15 protein-coding genes and 1 riboswitch are annotated in these 15,795 nt (G+C 33.5%); of the genes, 5 read left to right on the top strand and 10 right to left on the bottom strand.

Annotated elements, in window-relative coordinates:
• Positions 1 to 626 precede the first annotated feature (626 nt).
• Positions 627 to 791 (top strand): twin-arginine translocase TatA/TatE family subunit, encoded by a 165-nt coding sequence (gene tatA / locus AC5LW9_RS11585; RefSeq protein WP_051516275.1) that lies wholly within the window; start codon positions 627 to 629, stop codon positions 789 to 791.
• Between the two features lie 12 nt (positions 792 to 803).
• Positions 804 to 1,988, top strand: coding sequence for an FAD-dependent monooxygenase (locus tag AC5LW9_RS11580; protein ID WP_493455934.1), 1,185 nt, complete (start codon positions 804 to 806; stop codon positions 1,986 to 1,988).
• Between the two features lie 56 nt (positions 1,989 to 2,044).
• On the opposite strand, the gene AC5LW9_RS11575 is transcribed toward AC5LW9_RS11580, so the two are convergent.
• The 5 genes from AC5LW9_RS11575 to raiA all read right to left on the bottom strand — a co-directional run bounded on the left by AC5LW9_RS11575 (position 2,045) and on the right by raiA (position 7,282).
• Positions 2,045 to 3,085 carry an NADH:flavin oxidoreductase/NADH oxidase gene (locus tag AC5LW9_RS11575; RefSeq protein WP_198235718.1) on the bottom strand — a complete coding sequence of 347 codons (1,041 nt, stop codon included), beginning with the start codon at positions 3,083 to 3,085 and terminating at the stop codon, positions 2,045 to 2,047.
• Between the two features lie 314 nt (positions 3,086 to 3,399).
• Positions 3,400 to 4,578 (bottom strand): MFS transporter, encoded by a 1,179-nt coding sequence (locus AC5LW9_RS11570; protein ID WP_493455933.1) that lies wholly within the window; start codon positions 4,576 to 4,578, stop codon positions 3,400 to 3,402.
• Between the two features lie 72 nt (positions 4,579 to 4,650).
• Complete coding sequence (mutY, locus tag AC5LW9_RS11565) at positions 4,651 to 5,685, bottom strand: A/G-specific adenine glycosylase (RefSeq protein ID WP_493455932.1); 1,035 nt, start codon at positions 5,683 to 5,685, stop codon at positions 4,651 to 4,653.
• Positions 5,686 to 5,696: 11 nt separating this feature from the next.
• Positions 5,697 to 6,848, bottom strand: a complete 1,152-nt coding sequence (gene pheA, locus AC5LW9_RS11560) for a bifunctional chorismate mutase/prephenate dehydratase (protein WP_493455931.1) — start codon at positions 6,846 to 6,848, stop codon at positions 5,697 to 5,699.
• Between the two features lie 101 nt (positions 6,849 to 6,949).
• On the bottom strand, positions 6,950 to 7,282 hold the full coding sequence (raiA, locus tag AC5LW9_RS11555) for a ribosome-associated translation inhibitor RaiA (RefSeq protein WP_086326699.1): 333 nt from the start codon (positions 7,280 to 7,282) through the stop codon (positions 6,950 to 6,952).
• A gap of 316 nt (positions 7,283 to 7,598) precedes the next feature.
• Between raiA and trmJ the strand changes: the two genes are divergently transcribed.
• A complete protein-coding gene (gene trmJ / locus AC5LW9_RS11550; RefSeq protein ID WP_493456622.1) occupies positions 7,599 to 8,279 on the top strand; it encodes a tRNA (cytosine(32)/uridine(32)-2'-O)-methyltransferase TrmJ in 681 nt (226 codons plus the stop codon).
• Positions 8,280 to 8,361: 82 nt separating this feature from the next.
• Here trmJ and cysS read toward each other — a convergent pair whose 3' ends face one another.
• From cysS to mog, 5 genes are all read right to left on the bottom strand, one after another.
• Entirely contained in the window at positions 8,362 to 9,753 is a 1,392-nt protein-coding gene (gene cysS, locus AC5LW9_RS11545; protein WP_493455930.1) for a cysteine--tRNA ligase, read from the bottom strand.
• 517 nt (positions 9,754 to 10,270) lie between these two features.
• Complete coding sequence (locus AC5LW9_RS11540) at positions 10,271 to 10,513, bottom strand: GlsB/YeaQ/YmgE family stress response membrane protein (RefSeq protein ID WP_039127307.1); 243 nt, start codon at positions 10,511 to 10,513, stop codon at positions 10,271 to 10,273.
• A gap of 365 nt (positions 10,514 to 10,878) precedes the next feature.
• Positions 10,879 to 12,240, bottom strand: a complete 1,362-nt coding sequence (gene lysC / locus AC5LW9_RS11535) for a lysine-sensitive aspartokinase 3 (protein WP_086327596.1) — start codon at positions 12,238 to 12,240, stop codon at positions 10,879 to 10,881.
• Between the two features lie 82 nt (positions 12,241 to 12,322).
• A riboswitch (Lysine riboswitch) is annotated at positions 12,323 to 12,497 on the bottom strand.
• 109 nt (positions 12,498 to 12,606) lie between these two features.
• Positions 12,607 to 13,065, bottom strand: coding sequence for a transcriptional regulator ArgR (argR, locus tag AC5LW9_RS11530; RefSeq protein ID WP_039127302.1), 459 nt, complete (start codon positions 13,063 to 13,065; stop codon positions 12,607 to 12,609).
• A gap of 196 nt (positions 13,066 to 13,261) precedes the next feature.
• A complete protein-coding gene (gene mog, locus AC5LW9_RS11525; protein WP_334322064.1) occupies positions 13,262 to 13,840 on the bottom strand; it encodes a molybdopterin adenylyltransferase in 579 nt (192 codons plus the stop codon).
• 241 nt (positions 13,841 to 14,081) lie between these two features.
• Between mog and AC5LW9_RS11520 the strand changes: the two genes are divergently transcribed.
• Both AC5LW9_RS11520 and AC5LW9_RS11515 read left to right on the top strand, forming a co-directional pair.
• Positions 14,082 to 15,023: an ABC transporter ATP-binding protein gene (locus tag AC5LW9_RS11520; protein WP_493455929.1), complete on the top strand. Its 942-nt coding sequence runs from the start codon at positions 14,082 to 14,084 to the stop codon at positions 15,021 to 15,023.
• Positions 15,016 to 15,786 carry an ABC transporter permease gene (locus tag AC5LW9_RS11515; protein WP_198227027.1) on the top strand — a complete coding sequence of 257 codons (771 nt, stop codon included), beginning with the start codon at positions 15,016 to 15,018 and terminating at the stop codon, positions 15,784 to 15,786. The genes AC5LW9_RS11520 and AC5LW9_RS11515 overlap by 8 nt, the downstream gene beginning before the upstream one ends.
• Positions 15,787 to 15,795 lie beyond the last annotated feature (9 nt).

Genomic DNA, 15,795 nt, shown 5'->3' with positions numbered 1-15,795 from the left:
TTTTCATCCGTATGGTAATTATAGTGCATATTTTTTAACTTTTATATACACGGTATTGGGAATAATGTGTGTTTTAATGTGTTTTTCTTCGATTTAATGTTTTTGATTCGTGTTATATCGCGATTAATCCTTTTTTTTACGGTTTTGGGTTTTTGAACCAGTATTTAGAAAAAAACTTTTGAATAGTTTTTTTCCGCTTTAAATCTGTAGTTTTGCACGATATTTATATTATTTTTATGAGTAATAACGTTTTTTTTCCTTTTTTTTGATATTTATCTAATTAATGAATGAGCTGAATTTTATTGGTAATCCATTTTAGTGACATGATTTTTAATATTTTGTTCGTTTTTTTAGCGATTCGTTTTTATAAAACAAAAAAACAAATAAAAACGTTGACTAAAGCGAAAAAAAATGGATAATAAGCAGGGTAAGGATTTTTCATTGTTTTCTTTCCTTATATTCCTTATATTTCATGTTGGCCTGTATAGTTTTATACAGGTCTTTTTTTTATCCATAATCTAGTTATGAAATCCTTTCACAAAAAGAGTATAATGAAATCCCGTTAAAACTTACGTCTAAGAATAAAGTTTAAATAGATAAGAGTAGTTAATTAAGAGGATTTTATTATGTCATTTAGTATCCCACACCTTTTAGTGTTTCTTGCTGTGGTCGTTCTATTATTTGGTACTAAAAAATTACGTAATTTAGGTTCAGATCTTGGTTTCGCATTAAAAAGCTTCAAAAAAGCGATGAATGACGATGAAATTGAATTAAAGAAAGATAATAAGTAACGATTGATTAGTATGGATACTCACTTTGATATTGTAATCGTTGGCGGTGGTTTAGTTGGGCTAGCAACAGCTTGTGCACTTAGTCAATATGATTTGAAGATAGCGATTATAGATGCTAAGGTTCATCATAATGAATCTTTTCTACAAAATGAAATCGGCATAAGGGCTTCAGCAATTAATGGTGCTAGCCAAAGGTATTTTTCTCAAATAGGCATTTGGGATGATTTATTAAATAGTCATCGTGTGCAAGACTTTACCGAAATAGGTGTATGGGAAAAAAACGGTATAGCACATCTTTCAGCTCACGCAAAAGATTATGGTTATCCAAATCTAGGCTATATCATCGAAAATAATCTGATCTCTCACTGTTTGTATCACTTTGCTAAAGAAAATCACAATATAACCATTTATAATCTTGCTGCCATTGATAATTGCTATAATGATGATTATGCATTTTTAACCTTGGCAGATAATACTATTTTACAAGCTAAACTTATTATTGGCGCTGATGGTGCACACTCTTGGTTGCGTAAACATGAAAAAATTTCACTTTTTGAACGTAACTATCTTCATCACGCAGTAATTACAACCGTTGAAACTCAGTATCCTCACCAATCTTGTGCTAAACAAATTTTTTATCCAAATGGTATTGTTGCTTTTTTACCTCTTTGGCAAGCAAATAAAAGTTGCTTGGTATGGTCAACTAAACCTAACCAAGCAACAACTTTAACATCGCTTACAGAATCAGAGTTCTGCCAAAAACTGTTTAAATTAACGGGCGATAAAGTAGGTAAATGCCAATTAATTAATCAACGGATGGTTTTTCCACTAAAAGCGCGTTTTGCCAAACAATTCGTTAAACATCGAACAGTGCTTATTGGTGATGCCGCACATACTATTCATCCTTTGGCAGGGCAAGGAGTGAATTTAGGTTTTCAAGATTCAGCTTTATTAGTTTCGACAATTAAGCAATTACATGATAAACACAAAGATATAGGACTTGCTGATAATTTAAAATCTTTCCAATTTACTCGCCGTAAAGATACGTTAGTAATGTTAACTGCGATGCGAACTATTCAAGACATGTTTAATGGTGATAACGTTTTGAAAAAAATGTTAAGAACTGCGGGCATGAATGCTATAAACAATTGTTCACCCTTGAAAAAACAACTTATTAAATACGCAATGCATATTTAATCGAATCCAAATATTTAAATCCTGCAAAATTTTTACAGGATTTAATAATAATTGAGTTATTTGAAAGCAACTTGATAAGAAGTTGGTACAAATGGTGAAGAGGGTACATGTATCGCCCAATATGGGTCTTTTAATAATCCTCGTCCAATTGCCACTAAGTCAGCATCCCCAGTACTTAATACATAATCTGCTAGGTATGGATCTTCTAACATACCAACAGCTATTACAGGTAAATTGATTGCTTGTTTGATCGCACGAGCCAAATATACTTGATATCCAGCATGAAACTGCGGTGTATGAGCTGGATCTAATTGCCCATCGCCACCACCACTTACATCCAAAATGTCAGCGCCTGCATCAGCGAAACGTTTTGCTATTTTACGTCCATATTCTATATCATAGCCATTTTTACTATACTCTTGCGCAGAAAAACGGATAATAAGTGGCATATTGCTAGGCATTACAGATTTAACTGCTTGTATAACTTGTTCACCAAATAATAATTTATCTTGACCGTATTCATCGGTTCTGTGATTAGTTTTTGGTGAGCTGAATTGATGAATTAAATACCCATGAGCGCCATGAATTTCTATGGCGTCAAAACCTGCTTCAACTGCCCGTTTTGTTGATTCTTTAAACTTTTGAATGATATCAATAATTTCATCTTTTGATAATTCTCTTGGCATTTGATACTGCCATTTTGGATTAGCTTCGTTGGAACCATCATAAAGAATAGGTGAACAAGAGACAACATCTGAAGCTCCTAAAGCTTTTCGACCTGCATGAGCAATTTGGATAGCAATTTTACCATTTTGAGCATGTACAGCATCAACAATTCGTTTAAATTGATCACGCTGCTCATCATTCCATAACCCAAGACAATTTGGTGAAATACGACCATTAGGCGCTACATTCGTCATTTCAACAATAATTAAGCCTACCCCACCAATTGCTCGAGATACATAGTGAACAAAATGCCAATCATTAGGCATGCCATCGGTAGCTTGATATTGGCACATAGGGGGCATTACGATGCGATTTTTTAGTGATAAATTTTTGATACTAAAGGGAGTATTGAGAAAAGAGATTTTAGCCATAAATGACTCCTTAGGTAACTTAATAAAAGTATTAAGTTAGTTTATTCATCAGTAAAAGTAAATATTAATGTTTTAATTCAATTGAGTTTAGAATTTTTTATCAATTTCAATGAGTAAAATGTAAGAGCACTTAAATTAAAAAAATGTGATATTTTGGTCATTTGTTTACTTATTTGAAAAGAAGTTTTTGTTATCATTTCTACTTTCCCCTCAACGCCTAATAATTTTTTTCAAGGAATAATAAATTACTTGTACTTAAAGTTAGAAACTAAATGATAATTTAATTATCAATTCATTTGTAAAAAAGTTTCAGGTTAACTATACGTTTTAGTATAAAATAGCCAACAAATGATCCCCATCAACCCCAATATTGTTCCTGATGCCACAATTGCTATCCAGCCATAATGACTAAATAAATAGGTTGAACCAACAGAGCCAAGCATTCCACCAATAAAATAACAGACCATGTAACCTGTATTCATTCTGCTACGAGCTTCAGGCCTTATTTGGTAAATTGCACTCATATTTGAAACATGTGTGACTTGCACTGAAAAATCTAATATAACCACACCTAAAATTAATGCAATGATTGAGTATTGCGCCAATGAAAGTGGTAACCACGATAACAGCAATAAACCTAATCCTATTGTGGTAGAAAGCCAACCTTTACCTTTGTCTGATAATTTACCTACTATAGGCGAACCCAATGCACCCGCCGCCCCAGCAATTCCGAATAGACCAATAATAAAGTCTGAGTAGTGATAAGGATCATTACTTAATAAAAAAGCAAGTGGTGTCCATAATAAAGAAAACAATGCAAATGATATAACTGCTAACAATGAACGAATTCTAAGGATAGGTTCTTGTTTGTATAATGAGCCAATTGACCATAATAGTTGAAAATAATTGATATTAATTGTATTACGGTAAGTAGGCAGTGAAATCCAAAGTAATAGGGTAACAATAGCCATGATACTTGTGGCAATCCAATATACGTAATGCCAATCGGCAATAGTTGAAATAGCGCCAGCAAAAGTTCTACCCAGTAAAATGCCAAGTAACATTCCACTCATTAAAGTGCCAACGATTTTACCACGGTTTTCCGGTTTGGATAGGGTAGCTGCAAAAGGAATTAAAACTTGTGCAACGGTTGAAAATAGCCCCGTTATGGATGTACCTATTATTAGCATCCATAAATTTTTTGATAAAGCACTAACGATAAGCCCACAGGTGGATAATACCATTAAAATAATAATTAAGTGTTTTCGCTCAAATTTATCACCAAGAGGTGTGATAAAAAGTAAACCAACAGCATAACTAAACTGTGCTGCCATTATGATTGAGCCAGCGTGCTCAACTGCAATATTTAAATCATGAGTAATTGAATGTAGTAGTGGTTGAGCATAATAATTGCTGGCAATAGTTACACCAATAGCAAATGCCATTAAAAAAACTAACCAGCTGGATAAACCTTGAGATTGTTTGCTTTGCATAAAATAAATGTTTCAAAAAAATAATGATGAATTATATATTAAAAATAAGATTGCTTCTGCTTGATAGTAATTTTAAGCAGATTGTTTTAGTAAGTTATAAACGGGTGTAGCAAGTCCAATTTTGGCATTATCTGATTCGAGTTTATACCAATAGCCAGAAGATTCATCCCAACATTTTGTGAAATTGGTAATAACACAATAAACTGGAACAATATTTAAATGAAAATGGCTAAATGTATGTCTGAACGATTTTAATGGTTTAGGTTCAGTTGATACTATTCCTTTTTTTTCTAACCACGCTTTTAGCTCTTGTTCGCTTGAAAATTCTGGTAGGCAATATAAGCCTCCCCAAATACCTGTTGGTGGTCTTTTTTCTAACCAAATGGCACGATTATATTCTAGCATTAAAAAATAAGCGGTTTTTTCTGGCTTGGTTGTTTTAGGTTTTGGTGTTGGATATTTTTGCCAACTTTCTGTTTTATAAGCAATACAATCTTCATGCAATGGGCACTGTGTGCACTTAGGCTTTGTACGAGTACAAACCATTGCCCCAATATCCATCATTGCTTGATTAAATTTAGCAATATTTTGTTCAGGCGTAACTTGTTCGCTTAGTTGCCAAAGTTTATTTTCGATTGTTTTATTACCTGGCCATCCTTCAACAGCAAAATATCGAGTTAAAACACGTTTTACATTACCATCTAAAATTGGGTAATGTTGATTTTGTGAAAGCGATAAAATTGCTCCAGCGGTTGAACGACCAATTCCTGGTAAAGCCACAACTTCATCAAATTTGGTTGGAAATAGCCCATTAAACTTATTATTAATAACTTGTGCTGCTTTGTGTAAGTTACGAGCACGAGCATAATAACCAAGCCCTGTCCAAAGATGCAATACATCATCAATAGGTGCTTTTGCTAAATCCGTTATTTTTGGAAATAGCTTAATAAAATGATTAAAGTAGGGGATAACAGTTGCAACTTGTGTTTGTTGCAACATTACTTCTGATAACCACACATGATAAGGCGTTTTCTCAATCTGCCATGGTAGCGTTTTTCTGCCGTATTGTTCATACCATTTTAATACAGCCTTTGCAAAGGGGGGCATTGTTACAGGCATTACATTACAGCAGTAATTGTGTCACTTGGATAACAACCCAATACTTTTGTGTATAAGGTAATTTTTGCTAACTGTTTTAATGCGTTTTGCATTTCTTCAGAATAAAGATTACCTTGTAGATCAATATAGAACATCTCTTCCCATGGAGTACCATGAATTGGACGAGATTCAAGTTTAGTCATGACAATATTATGATTACGTAACACAGAAAGAGCATCAACGAGTGCACCTGCTTGCTGACCTGTTTTCATTAATATTGTGGTTTTAGCTGGGATTTGATCAGATACATGAACTGGCTTACGAGATAACACTATAAATCGAGTGATATTCTCTTTTTGATTAGCAAAACTATGTTCAAGAACTTGTAATCCATAAAGTTCACCGCCATCTTTATTACCCATAGCTGCAAAATTAGGCTTGTTTGACTTAGCAACCATGTCCATTGCTGATGAAGTGCTATCGCAAAAGACAATTTTCCAATGCGGATATCCTTCCAAAAAGTGAGAACATTGTTGGAATGGTTGTGGGTGACTATATACAGTGTCAATTTGATCTAATTGAGTATTTGGCAGCGCCAAAATACAGTGATCAATCGGTAGTGATAACTCTCCGATAATATGCAAATTCGTTTTTTGTAGTAAATCATAAACTTCGTTAATGGATCCGGAACTGGAGTTTTCAATTGGTACAACACCATAATCAACAATGCCTTTCTCTATTTGTTCGAAAACATCTTTAAAAGTCGCACAACTTGATTCAACTATCTGTTCTAAATGGGCGCTAGCATAGCGTCGAGCAGCTGAATGAGAATAAGAACCTATGGGTCCTAGAAAAGCAATTTTTGCGGTCGTAATAGAACCATGATTTATTTTTTCTTGTAGGATTTTTTGTTGTAAAAGTACAGAATCTTCGATAATTATTTGATATAAGTGTTTGATAAAAATATCATCGAGATGATACTTTTTACCGTGTTCAATTAGTGATTTAATCAATGAACGCTCACGTTCCATGTCGCGTACGGGTATATTTGCCTTAATTTTAGTATTAATTACTTGTGTCGAAAGCTCACGACGTTTAGCAATCAGTTCTAAAAGAGTTATATCAAGTTCGTTAATTTTATCTCGTAAAGGTAATAAGTGATCTACTTTCATTTTTATTAGATTTTTTTAAAAGGTTAACGGTATTATAGCAAGCTACAAATAAAGGTACTACTTAAAGTAGTACCTTTTAAAAAAATAGAGCTTTTTATTTATTAGATTTCTTCTTCCAAAATTGCGCCTTTAATACTTTCCGTTGCTCGACGAGCTTCACCTTTATGTTGAATTTTATTCAGTTGTTTTTCAAGTTTACCAATAAGATCGTTAATAGCTGCATACATGTCAATATGTTTTGCCGATGCGACTAGTGGCGCTCCTTTGGTGGCAATTGTTGCATCAATGATAAATCCATCGGGCTCTTTAGATAATATAAAATGAGGATTGATTAACAGCGCTCTCCATTTATCCAACTTCGAAAATTTATCTTCTAAATAACTACGAATTGCGGGGGTAATATCCATTTGTTTACTGGTAATACTTAAAGCCATAATCGACCTCCTTTATAATTTCAAACAACTAAGTTGATTTTTTAAGCTTCCTTTAATACATTGGCAAATTATTTTTATTTCGTCAATAAGAACTTTGCTATTAACATGAGTTTTTGTGATTTAAATCTAAAAAAAAGATTTTATTAATCATGTGTTTTATGACTATATGACTATGAACCTGCATTTTGCTTTGCTTTACTATATACTGTAGGTAACTACTATTTTTATTTATTTTATAAGATCTATTAATGAGGAAGATGTGAGCTATTTAGATAATGTTAAGATTGTTTTGGTTGAAACATCCCACACGGGTAATATGGGGTCTGCCGCCAGAGCAATGAAAACCATGGGTTTATCCAATCTTTGCTTAGTCAATCCAGTGATAAAGCCTGATTCACAATCAATTTCATTAGCGGCAGGTGCTAGTGATATTATTAAAAATGCAATAATTTTTTCATCTTTAGAAGAGGCAATCGCTGATTGTTCACTTGTGATAGGTACTAGTGCTCGTCCTCGCACTTTACAATGGCCTAATTTAACACCCAAAGAGTGCGGCGATAAAATCATTGGTGAGGCTGTTAATGCCCAAGTTGCGTTGGTTTTTGGTCGTGAACGAGTGGGGTTAACCAATGATGAATTGCAAAAATGCCATTTTCATGTTGGTATTCCAGCTAATCCTCAGTACAGTTCTCTGAATCTAGCTATGTCAGTACAGGTATTATGTTATGAAATTCGCATGTCAATGCTAAACTTGCAGGATAATCAATCAGAGCAATCAAATTTAAATACACATACATCCGAATACCCTAAAGATATCGATGTTGAGCGTTTTTATCAGCATTTAGAGCAAACTTTATTGCAAACAGAATTTATCAATGCCAATCATCCAGGTCAAATTATGGGGCGTTTGCGAAGATTATTTACTCGGGCACGTATTGAACAACAAGAACTGAATATTTTACGTGGTATTCTAACGTCGATTGATAAAAAGTTATAATTTTTAGGCATGAAAATAAATACCCACAAAAGAGTGGGTATTTTTAAATAATAACCGATTATGGTAAGGTTAACTTAATGGATTAACTTTTTTTCCGCCAAGTTGTACCATTTGCTCCATCTTCCAACACAATATTCATTGCGTTAAGTTTATCACGCGCTTCATCAGCTTGAGCCCAATTTTTGTTAGCACGAGCTTCATTACGTTGTTTTATTAATGCTTCAATTAATTCTGCATCGGCGTCATCTTGCTGATTACCTTGTAAGAATTTTATTGGATCTTGTTCAAGTAAACCAAGTACGGCTGCTAAATAACGTAATTCAGCCGCTAATTCGTTGGCAAATGACATATCGTTATCAGCTTTAGCTTTATTGATTTCTCGGGCTAAATCAAATAAGGTTGAATAAGCTTCAGGAGTATTGAAGTCATCGTTCATCGCATTACAGAATTGACGGTAATAATCGCTCTCTTTTGTCGTATATGGATAATCTGCATCAGTATCACGAAGTGCTGTATAAAGGCGTTCTAAAGCCATTCGTGCTTGTTTTAAATTTTCCTCGCTGTAATTAAGCTGACTACGATAATGACCCGATAGTAAAAAGTAACGGACAGTTTCAGCGTCATAGTGTTTTAATACATCGCGAATAGTGAAAAAATTATTAAGTGATTTTGACATCTTTTCTTGGTCTATCATCACCATCCCTGAATGCATCCAATAATTAACATATTGTCCATCATGGGCACATGTAGATTGAGCAATTTCATTTTCATGATGAGGAAACATCAAATCTGAACCCCCACCATGAATATCAAAGTGATTACCTAGTTGAAAACTGTTCATCGCAGAACATTCAATATGCCAACCTGGACGTCCTTTACCCCATGGGGAATCCCAGTTCGGTTCGTTAGGTTTTGACATCTTCCAAAGTACAAAGTCCATTGGATTACGTTTAACATCAACCACATCAACGCGCGCTCCAGCCTGAAGTTGCTCCAAATTTTGACGCGACAAAATACCGTAATTTTGATCGCTATCAACTGAAAACATTACATCACCATTATCGGCAATATAAGCATGATCTTTTGCAATTAATTCTTCTATTAATTGAATAATCTGTGGCATTTGCTGCGTAGCACGAGGTTCGACATCAGGGCGCTTAATATTGAGTGCATCAAAATCGGCATACATCTCTTGTAACATACGTTCGGTTAGTTGTTCACAGGTTTCACCGTTTTCTAGAGCACGTTTTATAATTTTGTCATCCACATCGGTGATATTGCGCACATAAGTTAATTGATAACCTAAAAAGCGCAAATAACGTGTTACAACATCAAATGCGACAAAGGTGCGACCATGACCAATATGACAAAGGTCATAAATTGTGACACCACAAACATAGAGTCCAATTTTATTGGGATGAATTGATTTAAAGGTTTCTTTTTCTCGAGTTAATGTATTGAATATTTTTAACATTACAATCTTTAGGTTTAGTTTAATGAAGTTTGTTAAATAATATAACAAAAATATGGTTATCGCGAAATTATTTATTATAATGCTTCTATGTACTGTAATTATAAATTTATCATATGCCCGGCGAATTTATTGTTAACATTGTAGAATCTATCATTGAAGAAATTGGTAGAGGATTTTTGGAATTAGGTGGGTCAAAAGATACTTTTAAAAGAAAACTATATTGGACTTCTTTTATTATTTTAAATATTGTTGTGTTTGTATCTCACTTAATATTTAAGTGGCCTATTACTATAACAGATGGTTTGTTCTTATTTTTCATTTCATCTTTACTTTCATTCTTCATTATAACTCTTTGTTAGGGTATATGGCGCTTCATTAAAGATTTTAAGAAATGTAAAATATAACTTAAAGTTTACAGAAATAAATGGTTGAAAGTATCTAGTCGATTATAATCTCAATTTACTTTTTAATAAATAATTGGCGGGTAATCCCCGCCAATTTTGTGTAAAACAAAGTATTATTTCATTAGGCGGTAGATATAAATAAGCAATATTGCACCTAAGACTGAGATAAACAAGCTAGGGAAATTAAATCCTGTCACAGAGCCCCAACCAAAGAATGTACTTATATATCCACCAACGATGGCGCCTGCAATTCCTAATAAAATCGTTTTAAATACTCCTACGCGTCCAAGTGGCATAAAAAACTTTGCAATCCAACCGGCAATTAATCCTAGAATAGCCCAACTTAAAATACCCATGATAATTTCCTTTGTTTGATTAAGGTTAAATTTAGTTTACAAACACAGTTTAAAAATCTAAGAAATGTTGATATTTAATGTAATAGCTTTAACAATATTGATTAAAATTAATAAATCAAAATTTAAAAATATTAATAAATAACAGTCATAAAATGGAGATAGAAGATTTAATCCTAAGACTAAAGAATGACTATATGAATTGAGTGCATAAAAGCGTATTCATATAGTAATTGATGAATATTCTATAATTATTTGTAACAAAAGTTAAGGTCTTTTATTGCGTTTTCAAACTTTTAACATGCTTCTTTTAAATAATCACTTTGATTTAAGTCGAAGGGAGATTAATTCTCCCTTTGAATGAGTTGTTATTCAAAAATAGATTTATGTAAAATTTTGATAATTGCTTCTGCATCATTACTTTTTGATAACAGACATAGATTGTGAGTGCTTGCGCCATAACAACAAAGTCTTATAACAAAATCATCTAATACGCCGAATACTTCTTTTGCTATACCTTTTGTCGTCGTTAGATTATTGCCAATGATGGCAATAAGAGCTAAATCTTCCTCAACATCTACATGACAAAGAGTTGAAAGTTCATCAAATAATTCTTTTGTTAATAAACTGTTACCATTAGTGCAAGTGCCTGTAGTATCAATCGTTAAAGCGATACTGACTTCGGATGTGGTAACTAAATCAACGGATATATTATGTTTAGCTAATATAGTAAATACTCTAGCAAGAAACCCTTGAGCATGCAGCATATTTAAACTGGTTAAGGTTAGTAATGTCTGTTTGCGTCGTAATGCTAGCGCTCTAAACACAGGTAATTTTGATGTGATACTATTCGTGTTATAAACAATTGTGCCACCATCTTGTGGAGCTTTGCTTGAACCAACAAAAACAGGAATATTACTTCGTACTGCTGGAACCAACGTCGCTGGATGTAAAACTTTTGCTCCAAACGTTGCCATTTCTGCAGCTTCCGCGAAAGATATTTCATCAATTCTTTTTGCCGCTGGCGTAATACGTGGGTCATTGGTATAAATCCCTGCAACATCAGTCCAAATGTCTATTTGCGTTGCATTTAATGCTTCACCAAGTAACGCTGCTGTATAATCACTTCCGCCTCGTCCCAACGTTGTTGTCTTACCTGTACTTTCACTGCCAATAAAACCTTGAGTAACAATTAGCGCATTAGTATTTAAAGATTTTAAATGTGCACAGCAAAGTTGTTTGATTTCTTCAATTTTAGGTTGAGCTTTACCAAATTTATCATCAGTACGCATAACTTTACGTACATCAAACCATACGGCACTTTTTTGTTTTTCTCTTAATATCTCAACAAAAAGTTTTGAAGACATAATTTCACCATGACTGACTAACTCATCAGTTAATGCTGGTGACGTTGCTAAACTTGCAGCTTCCGATAAAGAGGCTATATTTGCAATGATTCGATCAATTTCAGCTCTTAATGTAGGGTTTTCAGGGAGTTGCTCTAAAATATTGTATTGAATTGATTGAATTTTGGCTAAATGCTGAGCTCGAACCTCCGCATCACGGCCTTCAGCTAATGCAACTAATAAGTTCGTAATACCGGCAGAAGCGGATAATACAACAACTTTTACACTAGGGTTAGCAATAACAATATTAGCACTGTTTACCATTGCTGAATAATCAGCAACACTAGTACCACCAAATTTAGCAATTACAAATGATGTTTCCATGGATTCCTCATATTAAAAATTTTATTTTTAACAGAGTTAGAGCGAGGGTATGTGCAATTTACAGTTATAATTTAAAAAGTACAAACCGCGAAGCGCTCCACCTGTTAAGGTGACAACCCAAGGGATTCAGCCCTTGCAGTCGATTTGATTGCTTTCTGGATACTCAATCAAACCTCGGCATTGCATCCCCTCAATCATTTATCACCGATTCCAGTATCTAAAATAATCTACCTGAGCAATGCGCCTCTTCGTTCTCGTAACGTAAGTTACAATTTAAGTGCCATATAGAATTAACGATTTTACTAAATGTGTCAATAGGTTAAATAGGAAAATTATTTATTAAATATTAAATTGCTATATCAATAGTTATAATTCTTGTTCAAATAGTTGAATAATAGTTTGATATAAACTTTTGACCGTACAAGATTTGGTCGGTGTACTAAAAATTGTATCATCGCCTGCAATTGAACCTAAAATGCCTTCTGATTTACCAATTGAATCAAGTAAGCGAGCGATAAGTTGAGCAGCTCCTGGACTGGTACGAATGACTACCATTGAGCTATTATAATCAATATCAACAACCAAATTTTTTAATGGACTACTGGCCGTTGGCACACTCATTTCAGCCGGCAAGCAATAGACCATTTCTGATTTTGCGTTGCGCGTTCTAACCGCGCCAAATTTGGTTAACATCCGTGAAACTTTGGATTGATTAATGTTATCAAATCCTTGCTCTTGTAAAGCTTGCACAATGCTTATTTGAGAACTAAACTTTTCTTGTAGAAGCATTTCTTTAAAAGCTTTAGTAAGATCTTCTTGTTTCATATTTTTCCTTTAGGATTAATTGATTGCTGTTTTGGGTGAAAGCAGCAATAATTTTATGTTGCTTAATATATCGGTAAAAAATCTAAGTTAATTAGTGAGTTTTATAAACATTTTTTTAAAATGAATTGAGTATCAAACTACTAAGTTTTAGACTTTAAATTCTTTAAACATAATTATGCATAAGATTTGCATAAAATCAAATATTCAATTTATTACTGCTTTTAGGGCGAAAAGATTTTACTATTTGCTCATGCGTTTCAATGTAAGGTCCTTCTAATAACTCTAAGCAATAAGGAACACTGGCAAAAATGCCATTAACAATTATTTTGCCATCACTATCTTTTACACCTTCAAGTGTCTCTTTTATCGATTTTGGTCTACCCGGTAAGTTCAAAATTAAACATTTTTTGCGAATAACGCCAACTTGTCTGGAAAGAATGGCAGTAGGTACAAAATGCAAACTAATTTGACGCATCTGTTCACCAAATCCTGGCATAACTCGATCAGCTATTGCTAAAGTTGCATCAGGGGTGACATCTCTAATGGCAGGTCCTGTACCGCCAGTAGTTAGAATCAAATCACAATGTAGTTTATCAACGAATTCACATAATGTTTGTTCAATAATAGGTTGTTCATCTGGAATTATTCGATTTTCGGTAATAAACGGAGTTTTCAATGCTGATTGTAACCAAGATATTAATGATGGAATACCTTCATCGTTATAGATCCCTTTTGCCGCTCTATCAGACACAGAAACTAAACCAATTTTGAACATAGTACTTATTCCTTAGGTGATTATTTATCTATATTAATTAGAAATTAAGACCACATATATATGGCCAATGATTCGCTAAAATTAATGTACGCTAAAAGTTGAAAATTATAACTCATTTATATTCAATATAAAGAAAACTAAAAAGACCTTTACAACCGCTGATTATGTTGTCAATATTGCTGCTCATTAATAATTGAGTTTACATAATTTCAATCATAACTTATTCAATTAGGATTTTACCATGTCATCTATTCCTGCGCTTGAATTGGTCGCGCTTAAAAAAATTTATAAAAATGGTGTAGAAGCATTAAAAGGTATTGATTTAACGGTTCAAGCAGGTGATTTTTATGCATTGCTTGGTCCAAATGGTGCCGGAAAATCAACAACTATTGGCATAATTAGCTCACTAGTAACCAAAACTTCAGGTGAAGTGCGAATTTTTGGTTATGATTTAGATACTGATATTGTCAATGCCAAAAGGCAATTAGGCTTAGTACCACAAGAATTTAATTTTAACCAATTTGAAGAAGTGATTCAGATTGTCACTAATCAAGGAGGCTACTATGGATTGCCGCGTAAATTAGCATTAGAACGTGCAGAAAAATATCTAAGAATTTTAGATTTATGGGATAAACGCCATAGCCGAGCAAACATGTTATCTGGTGGTATGAAAAGACGTTTAATGATTGCAAGAGCACTAGTTCATGAGCCTAAATTACTGATTCTTGATGAACCAACCGCGGGGGTTGATATTGAGTTGCGGCGCTCAATGTGGGATTTTTTACGTGAAATCAATCGTCAAGGCATTACCATTATATTAACTACCCATTATTTAGAAGAGGCAGAAATGCTATGTCGCAATATTGGTATAATTCAACATGGCCAATTAATAGCGAACTCTTCTATGCGTGAATTATTAGCTAATAGCCAATCTGAAACTATTATTATTGATTATGTACCAACAGATGAACCCATTGTTTTAACAGATTATAGCTATGTAAATGTTGATACGGGCATGTTAGAAGTTAAAGTTGATAAACAACGAGGCTTAAATCAGTTGTTTGAGCAACTTAATTATCAAAACGTCAAAGTGATTAGCGTGCGTAATAAGACTAATCGATTAGAAGAGTTATTTGTTGATTTATTGCGCAATAATAATCCAAAAGGAGCTGATAATGTGTAATTTATATTGGATTGCCTTAAAAAGTATTTGGCGTAAAGAGGTGACAAGATTTTTAAGAATTTGGCTGCAAACATTGATACCGCCAGTTATCACTATGTCACTTTATTTTATTATATTTGGTAATTTAATTGGCTCTCGTGTGGGGAATATGGGTGGCTTTAGTTATATGTCATTTATTGTTCCTGGTTTAATCATGATGTCTGTAATTACAAATTCTTATACCAATGTCTGTTCTTCATTTTTTAGTGCTAAATTTCAACGTAATATTGAGGAATTATTGGTTGCACCAGTACCAACGCATATTTTGATTTGGGGATATGTTGGTGGTGGTGTGATACGTGGAATTTTAACTGGAATTTTAGTGACGATAGTATCGTTATTTTTTGTTCGTCTTGAAGTGCATTCTTGGCTCTTTGTTATTTGCACTTTATTATTAACTTCAATTTTGTTTTCATTAGCAGGTTTACTAAATGCCGTATTTGCTAAGACTTTTGACGATATTAGTATTATTCCAACATTTGTATTAACGCCATTAACTTATCTTGGCGGGGTATTTTACTCAATAACCATGTTACCCACTTTTTGGCAATGGGTATCAAAACTAAATCCAATCGTTTATATGATTAATGGTTTTCGCTATGGTTTTTTAGGTGTGACCGACGTATCACTATGGATCACATTTTTAATGTTAATTTTGTTTGTTACCGTGCTCTATATAATTGCATGGCGACTCATTGAAAGTGGACGAGGGCTAAGAAGTTAAATTAACTAG

This window comes from Gilliamella sp. LMG 34360 (assembly GCF_984568995.1).
This window is presented reverse-complemented; position numbering and strand designations above follow the sequence as displayed.